Annotated in this window: 12 protein-coding genes and 1 riboswitch; of the genes, 10 read left to right on the top strand and 2 right to left on the bottom strand. The window is 59.0% G+C overall.

Going from position 1 to position 16,708, the window contains the following annotated elements; genetic code table 11:
- Nucleotides 1-17: 17 nt before the first annotated feature.
- Nucleotides 18-689 (top strand): SOS response-associated peptidase, encoded by a 672-nt coding sequence (locus J2T14_RS22530; protein ID WP_307206040.1) that lies wholly within the window; start codon nt 18-20, stop codon nt 687-689.
- Between the two features lie 803 nt (nt 690-1,492).
- Here the strand turns inward: J2T14_RS22530 and J2T14_RS22535 are convergent.
- Both J2T14_RS22535 and J2T14_RS22540 read right to left on the bottom strand, forming a co-directional pair.
- Nucleotides 1,493-2,488 (bottom strand): electron transfer flavoprotein subunit alpha/FixB family protein, encoded by a 996-nt coding sequence (locus tag J2T14_RS22535; RefSeq protein WP_307474403.1) that lies wholly within the window; start codon nt 2,486-2,488, stop codon nt 1,493-1,495.
- 318 nt (nt 2,489-2,806) lie between these two features.
- Nucleotides 2,807-3,676 (bottom strand): electron transfer flavoprotein subunit beta/FixA family protein, encoded by an 870-nt coding sequence (locus J2T14_RS22540; protein ID WP_307474822.1) that lies wholly within the window; start codon nt 3,674-3,676, stop codon nt 2,807-2,809.
- Nucleotides 3,677-3,975: 299 nt separating this feature from the next.
- On the opposite strand from J2T14_RS22540, the gene J2T14_RS22545 reads away from it, so the two are divergent.
- The 9 genes from J2T14_RS22545 (at nt 3,976) to map (ending at nt 16,426) form a co-directional block, all read left to right on the top strand.
- On the top strand, nt 3,976-6,216 hold the full coding sequence (locus tag J2T14_RS22545; protein ID WP_307474405.1) for a (Fe-S)-binding protein: 2,241 nt from the start codon (nt 3,976-3,978) through the stop codon (nt 6,214-6,216).
- Nucleotides 6,217-6,264: 48 nt separating this feature from the next.
- Nucleotides 6,265-8,688, top strand: coding sequence for a 3-hydroxyacyl-CoA dehydrogenase/enoyl-CoA hydratase family protein (locus J2T14_RS22550; RefSeq protein ID WP_307474407.1), 2,424 nt, complete (start codon nt 6,265-6,267; stop codon nt 8,686-8,688).
- A gap of 40 nt (nt 8,689-8,728) precedes the next feature.
- Entirely contained in the window at nt 8,729-9,952 is a 1,224-nt protein-coding gene (locus J2T14_RS22555; protein ID WP_307474409.1) for an acetyl-CoA C-acyltransferase, read from the top strand.
- A 31-nt stretch (nt 9,953-9,983) separates the two neighbouring features.
- Nucleotides 9,984-11,786, top strand: coding sequence for an acyl-CoA dehydrogenase family protein (locus tag J2T14_RS22560; protein ID WP_307474411.1), 1,803 nt, complete (start codon nt 9,984-9,986; stop codon nt 11,784-11,786).
- A 15-nt stretch (nt 11,787-11,801) separates the two neighbouring features.
- Nucleotides 11,802-13,634 carry a long-chain-fatty-acid--CoA ligase gene (locus tag J2T14_RS22565; RefSeq protein ID WP_307474413.1) on the top strand — a complete coding sequence of 611 codons (1,833 nt, stop codon included), beginning with the start codon at nt 11,802-11,804 and terminating at the stop codon, nt 13,632-13,634.
- A gap of 5 nt (nt 13,635-13,639) precedes the next feature.
- On the top strand, nt 13,640-14,068 hold the full coding sequence (locus J2T14_RS22570; protein ID WP_307206033.1) for a PaaI family thioesterase: 429 nt from the start codon (nt 13,640-13,642) through the stop codon (nt 14,066-14,068).
- Nucleotides 14,069-14,205: 137 nt separating this feature from the next.
- Nucleotides 14,206-14,424, top strand: coding sequence for a hypothetical protein (locus J2T14_RS22575; protein ID WP_307206032.1), 219 nt, complete (start codon nt 14,206-14,208; stop codon nt 14,422-14,424).
- 179 nt (nt 14,425-14,603) lie between these two features.
- Entirely contained in the window at nt 14,604-14,792 is a 189-nt protein-coding gene (locus J2T14_RS22580; protein ID WP_307206031.1) for a hypothetical protein, read from the top strand.
- 884 nt (nt 14,793-15,676) lie between these two features.
- Complete coding sequence (map, locus tag J2T14_RS22585; RefSeq protein WP_307206030.1) at nt 15,677-16,426, top strand: type I methionyl aminopeptidase; 750 nt, start codon at nt 15,677-15,679, stop codon at nt 16,424-16,426.
- 132 nt (nt 16,427-16,558) lie between these two features.
- Nucleotides 16,559-16,634: riboswitch (cyclic di-GMP riboswitch) on the top strand.
- Nucleotides 16,635-16,708: the final 74 nt, after the last annotated feature.

Here is a 16,708-nt window from a genome sequence, read left to right on the forward strand (position 1 = left end):
CTGAAGGAGAGTGCGCGATGATTGAACGGTTTTCGTTAACGGGGGAAATTGGCGATATTGTAGAGAGGTTTCAAGTAGGTAAAGTAGTTCGAGGGTATACGAACCGGTTCAATGTATCGCCGACGCAAACGGTGTCGATCGTGATGAACGATCGCCATGGGCAGCGGACCATGCAGGAGTCGAGATGGGGGCTGTTCCCGTTCTGGGCGAAGGATTCGGTGAATGCCGATCATGCGACGCTGTCCCAGAAGCCGTTCCTGGATCGGATGCTGCGCAAGCAGCGCTGCGTATTGCCATGCAGCGGTTTCTTCGGACGCAAGCAAATCGGGCAGGAGCGCGATCCGCGGGCGATGCATGTTGTCCTCCCGAATCAACCGGTATTCGGCGTGGCCGCGATCTATGATTCGTGGAAGGATGCGAGAGGGCAGGAGGTTCGCGCTTTCACGATTATAACAGCCGCCTCATCGGGCGCCATGTCCGTATGGCAGCCCCGCGTGCCCGTTATATTGGATGAAGAGGGCGTCGAGGATTGGCTTAATCCGAAGCTAACGGAATTCGCCGGCTTGCGCAAACATCTGGAGGCCATGGATACCTATCTCATGCGCGCCTATCCGGTCACCAACGCGGTGCACGACGAATGGTTCGAGTCCCCCGATTGCATTCGGGAAGTCCGGATCGACTACGCTTAGACATAGAACGCGAATCGTTACGAGAAGCTACGAAACGAAATGAATAAAACGAAACTAATGAAACGAAATGAATGAAAAGAACGAACCAAACGGTGAACCGAGTTGTTTCTTGCATGGAAGCTAAAGCTCATTGTGAGCCAAGCCTCAAGCGGGAATAAGCCGGCTTTACCGTTTTTTTTGTTTGTTCAGGTATCTTCAAGATGCCTTAAAATCCCTTTATCGCACTATCCCATTAGCTCATGCTGGAGAGTTTGAATGGCAGGATTGGGGGGATCGTGTCCGAATGGGCTTTATCGCACTATCCCTTTGGCTCAGGTTTTTGGGATCTGCCGTTCGGGAAGCGATGGGATATTGGGAAATTTGCAATTCAGGAATGAGGGGTTGTTCGGACTGGATTTATCGTACGTAAGTGATCTGTTATTCATAAGTGTTGGGGATTTTTCTCTTGGTTTTAATCTTCAGAAGGTTTAGTTTTGCGGCTCCTGATTAGAGGGGAGAGCGTGATAAAGGGGTTGAAACGTATCATCAACCCATGACTAGGCGGGGAGGGAGTATTAATGGAAGTCAGAGAAGCGGGGCAATGGGTGAGATTGTTCATTGCTGGCTTGTGAGGCGGCGAAACGAGGCGTATGTGGCAGTTATGTGGAATGGAGGCGAGCGGTGCACGATCTCGGAACGAACGGAACGGACAGCCGTTCGATTAACATGCTTAAGATGGCTTTAGCACACTACTCCTTTAACCCAGGTTTCCTGAGTAAGGGGGAGAGTGTGCTAAAGAGGTATAAGGGTGGGGTGGATTGTCGTTATGCGCGTGCGCGTTGGAGCTCGGCGGTTAGCAGCGGTACGACCTCGAATAGGTCGCCTACGATGCCGTAGTCGGCGACGCCGAAGATGGGGGCGTCGGGGTCTTTGTTGATGGCGACGATGACGCGCGACTGGCTCATGCCTGCCAGGTGCTGGATGGCGCCGCTGATGCCGCAGGCGATATAAAGCTGCGGCGTCACGACTTTGCCGGTCTGCCCAATTTGCAGGGCATAGTCGCAATAGCCTGCGTCGCAGGCGCCGCGGGAGGCACCGACCGCGCCGCCGAGAGCGGTCGCGAGCGCTTGAAGCGGCTCGAAGCCCGCTGCGCTGCGCACGCCTCGTCCGCCGGAAACGACGACGTCGGCTTCGGCGAGATCGAGCTGGCCGCTCGTGCGGCGGACGAGTCCGCGCACGGCGGTATAAAGCGGCGGCACCGTGAAGGGGAGCTCCTTCACGGCAGCCGTATGGCCCGCGGCCGCGTCCAGCGGCTCGGCCGCAGGCAGGTTGTTCGGGCGGACCGTGACGACCCACGGTCTGCCCGGCACGAAGCTGCGCCGCTCGAACGCCTTGCCGGCGTAGAGCGGGCGAATGAAGCCGACGTCGCCGCCATCGCCGGAGTCCTCGATGGCGGTGACGTCGGCGATGTGGCCGGCGCCATGGGCCGCGGCCAAGCGGGGCGCGAGCTCGCGCCCCATGGCGGTGTGGCCGAGCAGCAGGGCGTCCGGCCGCACCGCGGCAATGGCTGCGCCGATGGCGGCGATGTACGCCTCGGGCGCATAGGCGCGGAGGGAAGGATCGTCGGCGATGTGCACGACATCCGCCCCCCGCGCAGCAAGTGCGGCGGCTTCTTCCGCCGCGCCGCCGAAGCTGGCGAGAACGGCGTGAACCTCGCCGTCCGCGCCCGCCAGCCGCCTTGCGGCGCCAAGCGCCTCAAGCGCGACGCGGCGCAGGCTGCCGCTGCGGCTCTCGGCAAAAACGAGTATCGTTTTGGACATAGGTATGCAGCTCCTTTGTGCAAATATAAAAATGGCAAGCGACGTTGCACAGTAAGACTAGCCAGCAGAAATGAAAATATTAGCGGTAGTTTATCCCGTTATTTCGGCGCGTTAGGGCGGAGGGCGTGGAATAAATGGAGAAACTCCAGTTATTCTAGTTCATCCGGCCAGTTGACGTGTACCAGGGGAATTAGCGGGAGAAATTCCGGCTATTCAACGATATCAGCGAATCTCAACAAAAGTAACGGGAGAAATTCATTTAATTGTTCAGTGACTTAGGGGCGGACAGAAGTTTCAGCCCACGCCTTTGTGACTGACTTATAGCAGCTTAGCTTCCGTCCGCAGCAGCTCCGTTAGTGCCGAGGCTTGCTCGGCAGGAGCGCCTGCGAGCTTTTTGCCCGCCGCACGGGGAGGAGGGGCGGACAGGCGGGTGCGTACCGTCCTTGTCGAAAGGTCGGATGCAGGGCTTAGGCTTGCGGCGGCGGCGGCATCCGTGCTTGGTCCGTTAACCGCCAGCTCGGACAGCGAGACGGTTCGGAGCGGCTTGCGCTTCGCCTTCATGATGCCCGGCAGCGACGGGTAGCGCGGCTCGTTCAGTCCTTGCTGGGCCGTAATAAGCGCCGGCAGCGGAATGGTTACCGTCTCCGTGTCGCCCTCGACATCCCGTTCGACCAGCGCGTAGCGGCCGGCCTCGATGTCGACCTCGTTCAGCGCAGCGCGCAATCCCGCACGCTCGGCTGCGGCAATCACGCTTACCTTGATCGCCGCCGAAGCATGCGGCAGGCCAAGGCGTTCGGCGACCTGCAGCGCCACGCTCCCGGCGCCGCTGTCTACCGCGAACAAGCCCGCCAGCACGAGATCGGGCTCGAGCGGCTTAACCAGGGCGGCAAGAGCGGCGGCGGCCGCATACCCGTCATCGCCGAAGCTGCCGTCGTCGTCCAAGCGAATCGCTTCATCCGCTCCGACGGCAAGCGCCGTACGCAGCGCATCCTGCGTCCGTTCGGGGCCGCAAGTGACGGCGATGACCTGTCCGCCATGCTGATCCCGCAGTCGAATCGCTTCTTCCAGCGCGTATTCATCGTAAGGGTTAATAATGAACTTGGCCGCGCTGTCATCGACGCTTCCGGCCGTTACGATTATTTTTTCCTCGGTATCAAATGTTTGCTTGAGCAGCACCACGATTTTCAACATTGAAGCTCCCCTCGCTTATTCCTATTATTAGACGAGCCGCCGCCGCCAAAGGGACGGCAGAAGCCGTTCGCATGCAAGCGGCAAAGCCGAACATTGCTTATCCCATATCGGCTCCCGGCATTGTCCATCATTGCTACCATATGAAGTCAGGCAGACGAATAGACCGCGGCCAATCAAGACATGTTCATGCGAAGAGGCTCATATACATGGAGCACCGCGGCTATTTGTGTAAGCGCTTTATTACTTGTCCAATTTCATTGCGCCGTGCTGTATCGGCACAGAGAGGGGGCGGACTTATGACGCTAAACGCCGCTTGGACCTGGGAGCAGATTGCGACCTTCGGGAGATGGACTTTTTTTGCGGCGTTTGTAGTGCTGGCGGCCCTGCTGTTCGCTGCCGTCGTCTTAAGGCGAGTCGGCTATATGAGGCTGGGCGTGCCGTACCGCTTCATCCGCTATCGTCCGAGGCGGGAGAGGGGCGAGGGCTTCTCCGCCCATGTATTCGGCCATCGCAGGCTGCTGGGCGATTTGCGGAGCGGCTTGATGCATCTTGTTTATTTTTACGGCTTCATTATGCTCCAGTTCGGCGCTGTCGACCTCATTGCGAAAGGGCTGAGAGGCGGGGAGCCGCTGCCGATCCCCGAGGAAGTGTACGGTCCGTTCTCCTGGATGCAGGAGCTAACGGTATCGCTTGTTCTGCTGGCTGTATTTTACGGAGCGTTCAGGCGGTATGGGGAGAGGCTTCCGCGGCTGAAGCGCGGATGGAAGCCGTCGCTGGTGATGTGGTTCATCGGGTCGCTCATGCTGTCGATCCTATTCTCCTTGTCGTTCGAGAGGCTGGCAAGCGAAGGGCATGTCGTGCCCGGCGTCTACGCGCCTGTAAGCGAGCCAGTATCCGGGATGCTGCAGTGGATGGGCGTGCAGCCGCAAAGTGCGTTGGCGCATGCGGGATTTGAGCTGTTCTGGTGGGTGCATTTGCTTGTGCTGCTGGGCTTCCTTGTCTATGTGCCGCAGTCGAAGCATTTTCACCTGTTGACCGCGCCCGTTAATTTGCTTTATCGGAGAGGAGAGCCGCATGGGCGGCTGACGCCGCTCAATCTGGAGGACGAAGAGGCGGAGTCGTTCGGCTCGGGCAAAATCGAACATTTGAACCAAAAGCAAATGCTCGATCTGTATGCCTGCGTCGAATGCGGAAGATGCACGAACGTGTGCCCCGCCGCAAGTACCGGCAAGCTGCTGTCCCCGATGCATATGATCGTTAAGCTTCGGGATCATCTGACGGAGAAAGGCGCGGCCATTACGTCCAAATCGCCTTGGATGCCTGCAGGGCTGTGGCAGCCTAGGAACGCGGTGGCCGCTGCTCATACGATGGGGGCCATTCTCCCTTCATGGGATGACGCCGCCGTTGCGGCGGGCACGACGACGATCGAGCCGACGATGGCGGCACAGGAGCAGGCTTGGGTGAAGCGGGAAGGGATGAAGCCGGAGGACGTGGCGCTGATCGGGGATGTCATGACCGAGGAGGAGCTATGGGCGTGCACGACCTGCCGAAATTGCGAGGAGCAATGTCCGGTCGGTAACGAGCATGTCGACAAAATCATCGATATGCGCCGCCATCTCGTGTTAATGGAAGGGAGCTTGCCGCAAGACGGCCAGCGCGCGCTGCAAAATATCGAGCGTCAGAGCAATCCATGGGGACTGCCTCGGGCAGAGCGCGCCGCTTGGATCGAGGAATGCGAGAAGAAGACCGGCATTCGCGTACCGACGATGCAGGAGCTGAAGCGTCAAGGGCGCACGCCGGAAATGCTGTTGTGGGCGGGCTCGATGGGAGCTTACGATTCCCGCAGCAGGCGCGTGCTGTTCGATCTCGTAAGGCTGCTGCGCGCTGCGAACGTGGACTTCGCGACGCTTGGAGCGGAAGAGCGGAACTCGGGCGATACGCCGAGAAGGATCGGCAACGAGCTGCTGTTCCAGGAGCTTTGCCAGGGCAATATCGAGACGTTGGCCAAATACGGCATTCATCGAATCGTTACGGCTTGCCCGCATACGTATAACACGTTCAAAAACGAGTACCCGGACTTCGGCTTAAGCCCGGACGTGAAGGTCGAGCATCACACCGAGCTGCTGGCGCAGCTCGTGGAGGAGGGGGCGATCAAGCCCGTGCACGAGCTTGATGAGACGATTACGTATCACGATTCCTGCTACCTCGGCCGCTATAACGATACGTATGAAGCGCCGCGCAACGTATTGCGCGCCATACCGGGCGTTGCGCTTAAGGAGATGGAGCGTTCGCGCGCGAACGGAATGTGCTGCGGCGCGGGCGGAGGGATGATGTGGATGGAGGAGCGTTCCGGCACCCGCGTCAATTACGCCCGTACCGCGCAGGCGCTCGAGGTGAAGCCGACCGTCATCGGCTCGGCATGCCCGTATTGCCTGACGATGATGGAGGACGGCCTTAAGTCGTTATCGGACGACGATGGAAAGGTGCGTGCGCGGGACGTGGCGGAGCTGCTTGCGGAGAGCGTATTCGGAGATTGATGAAAAGGGTTCGCGTTCATAGGTGCAAGATGAGAGGAGGGTTCTACTATGTCTACAAAAGGGCTGCCAAAAACAGCCGCTTCCATCCGTTCCGCGGCCGTTATCGGCTCGGGGGTTATGGGGGCGGGCATTGCCGCCCATCTGGCGAATGCGGGCATGCGCGTCCTGCTGCTCGATGTCGTTCCGCGGCAGCTAACGGCGGAGGAGGAACGGCAAGGCCTGACGCTTGCCGATGCGAAGGTGCGAAGCCGATTGGCGTTGGCGGCCGTTGCCCGCATGGCGAAGGCGCAGCCTGCGCAGCTCTATGATGCCGCATGGTCGACGCGGATCAAGGCGGGCAATCTGGAGGACGATCTGGCGGCGCTTGGAGATGCCGACTGGATTATCGAGGCGGTCGTTGAACGGCTCGATGTGAAGCGGGAGGTGCTAGCGGCCATAGCCTCCGTGCGAAGGCCGGGTACGCTTGTGAGCACGAATACGTCCGGCTTGTCAGCCGGAGCGATGGTGGCGGGGCTTAGCGAGGAGTTTCGAAGGCACTTTGCCGCTACACACTTCTTTAACCCGCCGCGATACATGAAGCTTGTCGAAATTGTGCCGACCGCCAGTACCGATCCCGCCGTCGCGGGGCTGTTGAAGGAAGTATGCGAGAAGCGGCTGGGCAAAGGCGTCGTCATCGCGAAGGATACGCCTAATTTTATCGCCAACCGCATCGGCTCTTACGGCATGCTCGTCACGCTTGAGGATACGCTTGCTTTCGGGTTGACCGTAGAGGAGGCCGATGCGCTTACCGGACCGGCGATGGGCAGGCCGAAGACGGCAACGTTCCGCATGCTCGATCTGGTCGGACTCGATACGCTCCTCCATGTCGTCGACAATGTGAGGGAGCGGAGCGAGGATGCGGCGGAGCGCGCCGTCTTCGCCCGGCCGCCGGTACTGGAGAAGCTGGTCGCGGCAGGTCGGCTTGGGGAGAAGTCGGGAGCGGGATTCTATCGCAAAGTGAAGGGCGCGGGAGGCAGCGTCATCGAATCGCTGAATCTTGGCACGATGGAGTACGGCGCGCAGCGGGCGATCAGCTCGCCGATTATCGACGCGTCGAAGTCGGCCAAGGGAGCGGCGGCAAAGGTGCGAGCGCTGCTGCGCACCGATCCGTCCGACCGCTATGCGAAATTCGCGTGGTCGACGATCAAGCGGACGCTGCTTTACTCGGCGGCCCAGCTTCATGCGATCGCCGATTCCATCGCGGACGTAGACCGCGCGATGAGATGGGGCTTCAACTGGGAGCTCGGGCCGTTCGAGCTATGGGACGCGATCGGGTTGCGCGAGTCGGTGGCACGCATGAAGACGGAAGGCGAAGACGTGCCTGCATGGGTGTCGGAGCTGCTGGAGGCCGGGCACGAGAGCTTTTACAAGGAAGCGGACAATATTCGGTCATATGCGGCGGGCGTATCCTATAAACTGGAAGAACGGGAATCGGATTCGATTTCCTTAACAGGGTTAAAAGCTTCCGGACGGACGATTCTCGCTACCTCCGGCGCAAGCCTGATCGACATCGGCGACGATGTCGCTTGTCTGGAGTTCCATTCGCCGAACAATGCGATCGGCGGCGATATTTTGTCGGCGATTCGCCTGAGCGCGGCGGAGGTCGCCAGCAATTGGCGAGGCCTTGTGATTGCCAATGAAGGCCGCAACTTCTGCGTCGGCGCCAACCTGATGCTGCTGCTCATGGAGGCGCAGAACGGGGAGTGGGATGAGGTCGAGGACATCATCCGCTACTTCCAGAGCAGCATGCTGCAGCTTAAGCGGCTCGAGCGCCCGGTCGTCGCCGCGCCGCACCGGATGACGCTGGGCGGGGGCGTGGAAGCATGCTTGCCGGCCGACCGGATTATTTACTCGCCGGAGACGTACTTCGGACTCGTCGAGACGGGCGTCGGCCTTATCCCGGCTGGCGGAGGCAGCAAGGAGGCGGCGGCGCTCGCGGCTTCGCGAACCGTTGCCGGCGGCGACCTGCAGCCGCAGCTGAACGCGATGTTCGAGACGATCGCGCTGGCCAAAGCTTCGTCGAGCGGCTTCGAGGTAAGCAAGCTCGGCTTCATGCGGCCGCAGGACACGGTCATTATGCGGCAGGACGCGCGCATTGCCGAGGCGAAGCGGGCGGTGCTGGAGCTTGACCGCGCCGGGTACGCCGCGCCGGCCGAGCAGGCCATCCGGGTTGCCGGACGGGAAGGCAAAGCGGTGCTGAAGGTGGGCGTGCAGGCGATGCGGCTAAGCGGACATATTAGCGAGCATGACGAGTTGATCGCCGGCAAGCTCGGACATGTGCTGGCCGGAGGAGACGTGCGGGCGGGAGCAGAGGTGAGCGAGCCATATTTGCTCGATCTGGAATGCGAGGCATTCCTCAGCCTGTGCGGCGAGAGGAAGACGCAGGAGCGGATGAGCCATATGCTGCGCACCGGCAAGCCGCTTCGCAATTAGCGTTTTTGCGCGATTTCCATATATGGAAGGGGAGGGAACGATGTCGACTGATTCACCGTTGTTTGTCGATCGCGACCGCGATGCCGTCATTGTATCCGCTGTGCGCACGGCAGTCGGCAAGGCGAAGAAAGGCAGCCTTGCGGAGACGCGGGCCGAGGATATGGGCCGCGCCGTGCTGCAAGCGGCTCTGGCGCGCGCGCCCGGCTTGACGCCGGAGGGGATCGAGGACGTCATCATCGGCTGCGCGATGCCGGAGGGAGAGCAAGGGCTTAACGTTGCCCGCGTTCTATCGCTATATGCGGGATTGCCGGTGACGACGCCTGCCGTCACCGTGAACCGCTTCTGCGCGTCCGGCTTGCAGGCTATCGCCTACGCGGCCGAGCGGATCCGGCTTGGCGAGGCGGATGCCATCGCCGCCGGCGGCGTTGAGAGCATGAGCCATGTGCCCATGACCGGCTTCAAGCTCTCGCCGCATCCGGGCATCGTCGATGCGATGCCCGAGGTGTACATGGGCATGGGCCACACCGCCGAGGAGGTGGCCCGCCGCTACGGCGTGACGCGCGAGGCGCAGGACGCTTTCGCCGCGAGCAGCCATGCGAAGGCCGCGGCGGCGATCGCGGCCGGCAAGTTCAAGGACGAGATCGTCCCGATCGTCGCGACGAGATCGGGCGTCAACGACGCGGGCCGGCCCTGGGAGAAGAGCTTCACCTTCGATACGGATGAAGGTGTCAGGCCAGAGACGACGGTCGGATCGCTCGCCCCGCTCAAGCCTTCCTTCGCCCGCGAAGGGACGGTGACCGCGGGCAATTCGTCGCAGATGAGCGACGGCGCTGCCGCCGTCATCGTCATGAGCCGGGCGCGTGCCGCCGAGCTTGGCCTTACGCCGCTCGCTGCATTCCGCGGATACAGCGTGGCCGGCGTTGCGCCCGAGGTGATGGGCATCGGCCCGATCGAAGCCGTGCCGAAGGCTCTGGCGAAAGCGGGCATCTCGCTCGAACAGGTCGATCTGTTCGAGCTGAACGAAGCTTTCGCCGCGCAATGCGTGCCGATCATCGAACAGCTCGGCATCGATCCCGAGCGGGTGAACGTGAACGGCGGCGCTATTGCCCTCGGCCATCCGCTCGGCTGCACGGGAACGAAACTCACCGTGTCGCTCATTCATGAGCTGCGGAGGCGCGGCGGCGGAATCGGCGTCGTGACGATGTGCGTCGGCGGCGGCATGGGGGCAGCCGGCGTTATTGAAGTGTATGGAGAAGCGGAATAAGGATGAGGACGATTGAGGGGAGGCCATCGGCATGACGGAAACGATACGTTTCGGCGGCAGATTCGTCGTGGAGGACAGCACGCCGGAGTCGGTCGTAACGCCCGAGGATTTCAATGAGGAACAGCTTATGATGGGAGACGCCGCCCGGCAGTTCATGGAGGCGGAGCTGCTGCCGCGCGATGCGGATATCGAGGCGCTGAACTACGAGCTGACGGTAGAGCTGATGCGAAAGGCGGGCGAGCTTGGATTGCTCGGCGCGGACATACCCGAAGCTTATGGCGGGCTTGGCCTCGATAAGGTGAGCACGACGCTGCTGGCCGAGACGCTGTCGCGTGCTTCGTCCTTCGCCTTGTCGGTCGGCGCGCATACGGGCATCGGCACGCTGCCGATCGTGTTCTTCGGCACGGAGGCGCAGAAGCAGAAGTACTTGCCGAGCCTTGCCATGGGCGAGCGGATCGCGGCGTATTGCTTGACCGAGCCGTCATCCGGCTCGGATGCGCTGGGGGCACGGACGACGGCACGCTTGTCGCCGGACGGAAAAAATTTCATATTGAACGGCTCGAAGCTCTACATTACGAACGCCGGATTCGCCGATCTGTTCATCGTCTATGCGAAGGTGGACGGCGAATATTTCACGGCGTTTATCGTCGAGCGGGGAATGCCGGGCTTCAGCGTCGGGCCGGAGGAGCATAAGATGGGCATCAAAGGCTCCTCCACTTGTCCGCTTTTCTTCGAGGATGTGCAAGTGCCGGTAGAGAACGTGCTCGGGGAGATCGGCAAGGGCCACCGCATCGCGTTCAATATTTTGAACATCGGCCGCTTCAAGCTTGGCGCGGGCTGTCTCGGCGCGTCGAAGGAAACGATCGAGCTTGCGTCCAAATACGCCAATGAGCGCAAGCAGTTCGGCAAGCCGATCTCTTCGTATCCGCTTATCGGGGCGAAGCTGGCGGACATGAATATTCGTACTTACGTGCTGGAGAGCATGGTGTACCGGACGGCGGGCTGGATCGACGGCATGCTGCACGGGGCTTCGGCCGAGGCGGATGCCGGAGAAGGCGCTGCCGATGCAGGCAGCAGAATTGCGGCGGCCATCAGCGAATATGCGCTGGAATGCTCGATCGTGAAGGTGTTCGCGTCGGAAGCGCTGGACTTCGTGGCGGACGAGGGCGTCCAGATCCACGGCGGCTACGGATACATCAAGGAGTACAAGATCGAGCGGATATACCGCGACTCGCGGATCAACCGTATTTTCGAAGGGACCAATGAAATTAACCGCATGCTCATTCCAAGCACCCTGATGAAAAAAGCGCTCAAAGGCGAGCTTCCGATCCTGCGCAAAGCACGAGCTCTGCAAGCCGAGCTGACGCAGCCTATGCCGCTGCCGACGTTCGACGAGCCGCTCAGCAAGGAAACGTACCGTATCGGTCAGGCCAAAAAAGCTTTTCTGGCCGTGGGCGGGCTAGCCGTACAGAAGCTTGGCATTCGGCTCGAGCAGGAACAGGAGATCTTATGCTCGCTGGCAGACATGATGATCGAGCTGTTCGCGATGGAAAGCGCGCTGCTGCGGACGAAGAAACTGAAGAAGACGGGAGGCGCTGCCGTATCGGACAAATGGGGGCATGCAGCCGCAATGACGGAAGTGTTCGTGCAGGAATCGATGGAGAGGCTCGAGTCGATCGCGAAGGTTGCCCTTGCGGCGATGGAGCAGGGAGACGGACTGCAGATGCAGTTGTCGGTCTTGAAAAAACTGATGCGTGCGCCGCTTGCCGATACGATCGCGCTGAAGCGGACGATAGCCGCTCGCGTCATCCGAAGTGAGCACTATGTCGTATAAAGGGGGAGAGCGTCAATGGAACCGCTCGGACCGCAGGACCCGCTACTACCAAGTGAGCAGCCGTCTGTCGATCAAACAGATGCTGAATCCGTCCACTCCGCCGTATCCGAACCGCTTCCGCGTCCATGGCTGCGTCACTATCCCAAGGAAATACCTGCTTCGCTCGATTATCCGGACCAAAGCATCGTCCAATTTCTATTAAACGCGGTTAATAAATATCCCAATCATCAAGCCGTTCATTTCATGGGCAAAACGATGACGTACCGCGAGCTGCATGCCGATGCGGTTAAGCTTGCCCAAGGTCTTGCGGGACTCGGCGTCTCGCCCGGCGACCGGGTGGCGATTATGCTGGCGAACTGTCCGCAGGCGGTCGTCTCGTATTACGGCGTCCTGCTCGCCGGGGCGATCGTCGTGCAGACGAATCCGCTGTATGTGGAGCGGGAGCTGGAGAATCAGCTTGCCGATTGCGGAGCGGTAGCGCTTATCGCCCTCGATCTGCTGGCGGGGCGCATCGCCCGCGTTCGCGGCGAACAGCCGGAGCGCGGACCGCTGCCGCAGCTGCGGCATGTCGTCATTACGTCGATCAAGGACGGATTGCCTTTTCCGAAAAATCTGCTCTACCCGCTCAAGCAGCGCAAGGACGGGATCCGCATCAACATCGAATACGGCAAGCATGGCGTAATTGCGTACCGCAAGCTGCTTGGTTCCGTTTCCTCTTCGGCGGCACCGCTTCCTGTGCTGCCGACAGGGGAAACGCTTGCCGCGCTTCAATATACGGGCGGCACGACAGGAACGCCGAAGGGCGTCATGTTGACGCACCGCAATCTGGTCGCCAATACGCTGCAGACGTCGGCTTGGTGCTACAAGGCGCAGGACGGCAAGGAGCGTTTTCTCGCGGCGCTTCCGCTCTTCCACGTATTCGGCTTGACCGTGCTGATGAACATGTCGGTCTTGCGAGCGGGAATGCTCGTGCTGCTGCCGCGCTTCGAGCCGGATACGGTGCTTCGGACGATCAAGGAGCAGCGTCCGACGATCTTTCCCGGCGCGCCGACGATGTACGTCGCGCTCATTCACCACAAGGATGCGCCGCGGACCGACCTCTCTTCCATCAATGTGTGCATAAGCGGCTCGGCTGCCTTGCCGCTTGAGGTGCAAGAGCAGTTCGAGGCGCTGACCGGCGGGCGCCTCATCGAAGGCTACGGTTTGACGGAGGCATCGCCCGTCACGCATGCGAATCCGATCTGGGGGCTGCGCAAGATCGGAACGATCGGACTGCCTTTTCCCGATACGGAAGCATCGGTCATCGATCCGGCAACCGGCGAGCACTTGCCGGCCGGTTCGCTTGGCGAGCTTATCATTCGCGGCCCGCAGGTCATGAAGGGCTATTGGAACCGCCCGGAGGAGACGGCTAAGACGCTGCGGGATGGCTGGCTGTATACGGGCGATTTGGCGACGATGGACGAAGAGGGCTATTTTACCATTATGGATCGCATTAAGGATGTCATTATCGCCGGCGGCTTCAACATCTATCCGCGCGAGGTGGAGGAGGTGCTGTTCGAGCATCCGTCCGTCAAGGAAGCGTCGGTCGTCGGCGTGAAGGATGAATACAGGGGAGAAACGGTAAGAGCGTATATTGTGCTGAAGGAGGGCTGGAACATTTCGCAGATGCAGCTGGATCGCTGGTGCCGCGAACGGTTAGCCGCTTACAAGGTGCCGCATCAATATATATTCAGAGATTCGCTTCCAAAAACGATGGTCGGCAAGGTGCTGCGCCGCAGGCTTCAGGAGGAAGAAGCGGAGGCGGCTTCGAAGGCAACGGGCGATTCCGCAGCTGATAAGAAGGAGTGAGCGTCATGGATGAGGAATGGTTCGTGCAGCAGGCCGACGATGCCGGTCTCTTGACGCGGCTGGCTGCGCGTGCGCAGTCTACCTTCTGGGGGTTGCTAGGCTGCGAGGTCGTGCAGGCGGACGGCAAGAAAGCGACGATCTGTCTGGATACCGGCGAGCAGCATTTGAACTTAATCGGAATCGTCCATGGCGGCGTGCTGATGTCGTTAATGGACAATGCGATGGGACTCGTCGTCATGCTTGCTCATCCGAATGAGCGCACGGTGACGGCGACAATGAACACTCATTTTCTATCGAGCAGCAAGGGCGGCTTGCTTGTATGCGAAGCGGAAATGCTTCATCGTACGAAACGGACGCTGACGCTGCAAGGCCAGGTGAAGGATGAGGAAGGCAAGCTGCTCGCTTGGGCAAGCGCCGCATATCGGATCGTATAAGGGCGCAATGCGGGCGTTTGCTTCGCATTGCGGCATTCGTTATAATACCTAATATATGGAAGCGTCAACATTTGGACATTTGATTATAATTTGGACCGTTTTGTCCGATAACTAAGATATGGGAGGGAGGCGGGATCATGGTTGAAGGTTGGGTAACGATGTTGGTGCTGGCATTCGGGCTGGCAGTTGCCATCGTTGGCGTAGTCGCCTATTTGAGAATGTTTCGTAAAGAAAAGTTCGCTTCGGCGGCCCGATCATCGGCAGAAATCCCGCCTCCTGTCACGATTTCTGCCCGTACGGCGGATACGGAGCTCGCTGCGGAGCCCATATCCGAACAAGCCGAACGCTTAGATTAACAATTGTTAACTTTCATAATTGTTCCCAAAATGTTATAATAGTAAGAAAAGTTAAAACATTGTGACTCATTGGCCATGGAGTTACCTGCACCGAGGGGGGTCTTGCGGTGAATAAGCCGCATGCGTTCTCGTACATTGCTGTTTAGGACGACCATCCATCGTATAAGGGAGGAGATTTCATGGCGAAACATAGCCAGAATGAAGTCAAGGAAAGCCTGAAAGAACTCACGAGAATTTTTCAACCCAAGGACCCGCGGAAATTTGTGAAGGATTACATTCGAAAGTACCGGATCACAGGTGGCTACGAGGATGAATTGACGACATTGGTGGAAGACGAGTTAGGCAGAATGAACTCCTCGGTCAGTTGAGCACACGTATCGAATATAGAGCTTTGTCCGTTCCTTATGGAACGGGCAAGGCTTTTTTTGTCTGCCGCCACACTCCTGCAAACATCGGCTCCGGCGCATAGGCTCATATATGATCTTACACACGACGTAACCAGTTACTCCATCGGTGTTAAAGCGCATACGCGCCCACAGCCCCCTCCAGCGTCCCGCATCCGTCTAGCGCTGTCCTGCAAGATCACATATGACCTTACACGCCGAAGTAACCAGTTACTCCATCGCTGTTAGAGCCCATACGCGCATACAGCCCCCGCCAACGTCCGCATCCGTCCAGCCCAGCCCTGTAAGAGCATAGATGACCTTACCCGCTCAAGTGACCAGTTACTCCTTCCCTGTAAGAGCACATACGAACTTACAGCCCGCCGCCAATCACCCGCATCTGCCTAGCTCAGCTCGGTAAGATCACATACGATCCTACCCGTCCGCAGTAGCTAATTACACCATTGTTGTAAGAGCCTATATGCCCTTACTGCCTTCGTTACCGCCTAGCAACTTCTGCGTCCTCGCCTCGCAATTTGTCGCATCATCATAACGTTTGAAGGATACCCGAAATGTTCTCTAATACCCGTCATGTAGGGGAGTTTCGCCGAATAACGTTTAAATATATACGCTTACAAAAGCCGATTTTTTGCTGGGGCAAAAACTAAGCGGGTATGCTTACGCAGCCGGTTTTTGAAATATAGGAACGAATAAGTATCACTACTATTCTTACGCCTATATTTTTCGCGAAACTCATTGTATATACATAAGGACAATGAACCGTTTCGTCTTACTGGCGCAAAAACTTAAGCGAATGCTTACGATGCTGGCTTTTTTGCTGGCGCAAAAAACCATTAGGAGGCACAGTCATGCTGGAGTTGAAGTCCAAGGAGCATATTAAGGGCATTCGGAAGGCGGGGCGCATCGTCGCCGCTTGCCATAAGGCGATCGCAGGGCGCATCGCCCCCGGCGTGACGACGCAGGAGATCGACCGCTTCGTAGAACGGTTCATGCTGGACCGTGGAGCCACGCCTGCGCAGAAAGGCTACAAAGGATACCCGTTCGCCACCTGCGCCTCCGTTAACGATGTGGTATGCCATGGCTTTCCCGATAGCGTCCCGCTTGAGGCAGGAGATATTGTGACCATCGACATGGTCGCCGACGTAGACGGCTGGAAGGCCGATTCGGCGTGGACGTATGCCCTCGGCCGGACAACGGCTGCTGCAGATAAGCTAATGAAGGCGACGATGCTGGCGCTGATGGAGGGCATTCAACATGCCTATCCCGGCAGACGGCTCGGAGATGTAGGCCATGCCGTGCAAACGAGAGCGCTTCGCGAAGGCTTTCAAGTCGTGACTTCCTTCGTCGGACACGGAATCGGCAGACAAATCCATGAGCATCCGACCGTCGAGCATCGCGGCGAACCTGGTACGGGCGTGATTTTGGAGGAGGGCATGGTCATTACAATCGAGCCGATTCTGACGGCTGGCCGCGACGATGTGTATATTGCGCATGACGGCTGGACGGCGCGTACGAGAGACGGAGCGTGGTCGGCGCAATTCGAGCATACGGTGGCGATCACGAAGGAAGGACCGGTCATTCTGACAAGGTGGGAATAATCCGCAATCCTATTGATTCCTTCGACTTGGCATATTGATTATAAAGTCCCGAAAAAACATTTCACAAATCGACATATTCTACTATAATGAACAAAGTGATATCCAAATATATCATATCTTGTTTAAATCTATGAATCGAAAAGGCTAACCAGCCGCGAGGCTGGGGCGCAAAGTCATGGGTCCCTCGTAGGATCGCCAGACCGCCGAAATCGTGTGTCTCCTCTAGAGTCTTCTCTCAAGCCGAGCGCCTGTTTTGGTGCTGCGGCTTTTTTTTGTTCAAGC

The sequence above is a fragment of the Paenibacillus harenae genome (assembly GCF_030812415.1).
Lineage (GTDB): Bacteria > Bacillota > Bacilli > Paenibacillales > Paenibacillaceae > Pristimantibacillus > Pristimantibacillus harenae_A.

Coding starts and splice junctions, on each gene's coding strand:
- J2T14_RS22530 (WP_307206040.1), top strand. CDS start 18: ATGATTGAACGGTTTTCGTTAACGGGGGAAATTGGCGATATTGTAGAG.
- J2T14_RS22535 (WP_307474403.1), bottom strand. CDS start 2,488: ATGTCCAAAACGATACTCGTTTTTGCCGAGAGCCGCAGCGGCAGCCTG.
- J2T14_RS22545 (WP_307474405.1), top strand. CDS start 3,976: ATGACGCTAAACGCCGCTTGGACCTGGGAGCAGATTGCGACCTTCGGG.
- J2T14_RS22550 (WP_307474407.1), top strand. CDS start 6,265: ATGTCTACAAAAGGGCTGCCAAAAACAGCCGCTTCCATCCGTTCCGCG.
- J2T14_RS22555 (WP_307474409.1), top strand. CDS start 8,729: ATGTCGACTGATTCACCGTTGTTTGTCGATCGCGACCGCGATGCCGTC.
- J2T14_RS22560 (WP_307474411.1), top strand. CDS start 9,984: ATGACGGAAACGATACGTTTCGGCGGCAGATTCGTCGTGGAGGACAGC.
- J2T14_RS22565 (WP_307474413.1), top strand. CDS start 11,802: ATGGAACCGCTCGGACCGCAGGACCCGCTACTACCAAGTGAGCAGCCG.
- J2T14_RS22570 (WP_307206033.1), top strand. CDS start 13,640: ATGGATGAGGAATGGTTCGTGCAGCAGGCCGACGATGCCGGTCTCTTG.
- J2T14_RS22575 (WP_307206032.1), top strand. CDS start 14,206: ATGGTTGAAGGTTGGGTAACGATGTTGGTGCTGGCATTCGGGCTGGCA.
- J2T14_RS22580 (WP_307206031.1), top strand. CDS start 14,604: ATGGCGAAACATAGCCAGAATGAAGTCAAGGAAAGCCTGAAAGAACTC.
- map (WP_307206030.1), top strand. CDS start 15,677: ATGCTGGAGTTGAAGTCCAAGGAGCATATTAAGGGCATTCGGAAGGCG.